General features: G+C 66.6%; 2 protein-coding genes. One reads left to right on the top strand and one right to left on the bottom strand.

The window, feature by feature from the left end; all coding sequences use genetic code 11:
* Positions 1–350: 350 nt before the first annotated feature.
* Complete coding sequence (locus ACWDA7_RS51340; RefSeq protein WP_450614924.1) at positions 351–1,880, bottom strand: SpoIIE family protein phosphatase; 1,530 nt, start codon at positions 1,878–1,880, stop codon at positions 351–353.
* Between the two features lie 1,264 nt (positions 1,881–3,144).
* On the opposite strand from ACWDA7_RS51340, the gene ACWDA7_RS51335 reads away from it, so the two are divergent.
* Positions 3,145–3,524, top strand: a 380-nt coding sequence (locus ACWDA7_RS51335; protein WP_450614923.1) for a DUF6221 family protein, incomplete at its 3' end; no start/stop codon positions are given.

Genomic DNA, 3,524 nt, shown 5'->3' with positions numbered 1-3,524 from the left:
TGCCCCACCGTCCGATGCGGTCACCATCGTTCCCGCGTCCAAGACCGCCCCGACCAAGCGAAAACCCAAGGCCACGGCTTAAAACAGCGGCATTGCGTCTAGGGCGCAGATGACAAAGCACGTGAACAGGGCCGCGGTGCTGGCCACCACGCCAGTCAGACAGGTCTTGACTCAGCCATCGAGAATGCTCTGTCACTTTCCACCGGAGGCGCTAATCCTCGAACGAGGGTTCCGGTACGTGCGTAGGTGCGAGAGGGCGGTGTTGTCGATGGGGAACCCAGGTCTCCGGTTGGCTGGCTCAACGGCCTTCAGCGCCTCCCGAACGAAGGGCACCTTCCCAGGGGTTCCGGCTACGCCGCCTCCCTGGCGTCCACCTCGAACCACACCGTCTTCCCCCTGCCGCTCGGCGAGTTGCCCCAGGAGGAGGCCAGTGCGGAGACGATCAGCAGCCCGCGCCCTCCTTCGGCCTTGTCCTCATCCGGACCGAGATCCACGAGCATGGCGGGGTGGGAGTCGCTGTCCCGTACCTCCACCCGGAGATGGTCCGGGTACCCGCGCAGACACACGTCGACGTCGCTGTCCCCGTGGAGAAGGGCATTGGTGACGACTTCCGACGTCAGCACCTCGGCGGAATCGGACAATGAGGTCAGATGCCACCCGTCCAGGCAGCCGCAAAGGAACTTTCGTGTGCGCCCCACGCCTTGAAAGTCATGGCGGTCTACGTGCAGCAGTCTGACGTACTCCTGCGCCTGCGCTGAGGGGCCTTCGTACCGCAGCAGCAGGAGTGCGGCGTCGTCCGCTCGAGGTGCCGGGCGGCCCGTTCGGATCATGAGTTGGTCGCCGAGCGTCTCCAGTTCATCACCGGAGGCCACGATGCTGGCTTCCAGAGTCTCCAGGGCCAGCTCGCCCTCCCGGCCGGACAGCCCGTTCGTGTAGAGGACGAGTAGCGTCGCGGGTTCCAGGGTGTGGACGGTGGCTTCGTACGACGGGTTCGTCTCGACTCCCAGCGGGACGCCGATGTCGGCGGCTGCCACCAGGTAGGCACCGTCCGCGGTGCGCATCAAGGGGCGCGGGTGCCCGGCGCTGACGACCTGGGCCGTGCCGGTGTCGGGGTCGAGCCAGACGCAGCAGCAGGTAGCGAAGAGATCGGTCTCCAAGTCGATCAGCACGCGATTCGTGCGGTACAGGACCGTGCTGGGATCATGGCCCTCCAGCGCATAGCCGCGTACCGCACTCCGGAGTTGCCCCATCACCACGGCCGCTTCGGTGCTGTGGCCCTGGACGTCGCCGATCACCGCGGCCACGCCGCCGGCGGGGAGCTGGATCAGGTCGTACCAGTCGCCTCCAAGCTCGGCCTCGCCGGCGGGCGGCTCGTACCGGCTGGTGGTCAGCACGCCGGCGAGCTGGGGAATCGTCCGGGGCAGCAGAGCCTGCTGCAGCCTCTGCGCCAACGCGTGCTGTGCGTCGTACAGCTGCGTGCGTTCGAGTGTCTGGCCGAGCAGCGTCGACAAGTTGGCCAGGGATGACTGCACGGCGGGGATCACGTGTTGGCGGGCGAAACCGATCGAGCATGCACCCAGTGCGTGGCCGCCCGCAAGCAGCGGAAGGACGACCCACACCTGCTCGTCACGGCCGTCCGCCGTCACGCGGCCCTGCCCCTGCGACTGGCCCCGCTCCCCGGCCTCGTAGACAACCAGCTTCAGGTGCGCGATGGCATCGGCCTCCGGTGAGCTCGTGTTGATCGAGATTCCGTTGAGCCATCTCAGGTACTTCTTGGAGCACCCCGATGCGCCGACCACATGGAGCCGGTCGCCCTCGATCAGGCTGATGGCCACCGCTTGGGCCTGGAATCCGGACATCAGTCGCTCAATCGTCAGCATGACCACGTTCTTCGTATCCACTGCCGACGTCAGGGAGATCGCCAGTTTGTGCAGGTGGAAAAGAAGGGGAGCGCTCCAGAGGGCTAGCGATCCGTGCTCTTCCTGAGACGACGCCGGGCCGGTCTCTGGAACGGCACCAGCCTCGGGGGAGACAACCAGCGGAAGCGCCGGAGGGGACAAAGAGACACCGCTGCCGGTCAGGCAGTCCAACTCGCCCGAGAGACCCGCCGCTGTTTCCCGCAGATAATCCGCCTCACTCGTGGACAGCTCTTGGACAACGCGTGGCGAGAACACCGTCAAGGTGCCGACCCGCCGCTCCCCTACCGCCAGTGGTGCGGCGGTCACGGTATGCGGAGGAGCCCCGAAAGCGCAGAGATCTGGACGCATTACGGCTACATCGAAGGATTGAATCGTACAGATCTGCCCGGTGAGATAGGCCCGGGTGGAGGCAAATATCGGGTCGTCCAGCCGCAGTCGCTCGGGTACAAGCCACCCCAACGACGAGACGACGATCACCGCAGCCGCCAGGACCGGCTCCCCAGGCACCCGCAGATACACCGTGACGGCCGACGCGTGCAGATCGCGCATGCAGCGGCGCGCCACCGACACGCACACACTGTCGCGGCCCGTCACCTCGGCTGTGTAGTGGAAGTCAGACGGCGGCTGAAAGTGGAATGCTGGAGACCGCATAATGCTCGCCCCAGTGCTTCAAAGGGGCACTTTTCCTCACCATACTGCGGGCACTCCGCCCGCACACCGGCGACAGGACAAACGATCCGCGGTCGCGGCCCGCCGGGCCGAGGGGACGCGCTCGCCGTGCGGTGCTCCGATCTGGGTCGACGCATCCCTGTGGAGCTACGGACTAGAAGCCTGCCAGTTCGTTCTTGCCGAGCGCGCACAGATCAGTGGTCTCACCCTTGGTCTCATTCGCACGGGTACCGCCCCGTCCGGATGAGTACCAGCGCCGGTCAAGATCCAGGGCAACGAGCGCACACACCTGGCACCGTATCTTCGAGCAACTGCAGGCCCAGGCCGACGCCGAAGGACTGATCACCTGGGACGTCTCGGTGGACTCGACCATCGCCCGCGCCCACCAGCAGGCGGTTGGTGCTCGCAAAAAGGGGATCTGCAGCCACGTGTTGTGCACCCAGGTCGGCTTTCGAGCAGGGGGCAGACCTGCTCGAGCCGGTGGCACCGTGGGCACGGCGCCACCGTCGCCCAGGCCGTGGAGCGCCGACGCGCCTACCGGCGCAGAGTGAGCGTCATGGATGACTTGATTCGGTGGCTGCGCGTCCAACTCGATGAGGACGCACGGATTGCCCGCGCGGCCACCGAGGGCCCTTGGTCCGTCAACGACGAGTCGATCATCGCAGCGGACGGTACGGAGGTCGTCGCGGGCGACCGGTCGGGTGGCAAGGCGTCGGTGTTCGAGTCGACGGCGGATGCCCTGCATATCGTGGAGCATGACCCGGTGCGGGTGCTGCGCGAGGTCGACGCCAAGCAGCGGCTGCAGTACGAGTTCGAGCTGCGCGGGAACCACGTCCGACGGACGGAATTGCCACCCACAGGTGGCGTTTGGGACGACCTGCTGCGCATGCTCGCCCTGCCCTACGTGGACCGACCCGGCTACCGCGACGAGTGGCG

This window comes from Streptomyces sp. NPDC001156, assembly GCF_053598275.1.
The sequence above is the reverse complement of the archived record's forward strand: the minus strand, read 5'-3'. Positions and strand labels throughout refer to the sequence as shown.

Excerpts from the sequence above, each read along its gene's own strand:
- ACWDA7_RS51340 (WP_450614924.1), bottom strand. The coding sequence starts at position 1,880 with ATGCTGACGATTGAGCGACTGATGTCCGGATTCCAGGCCCAAGCGGTG.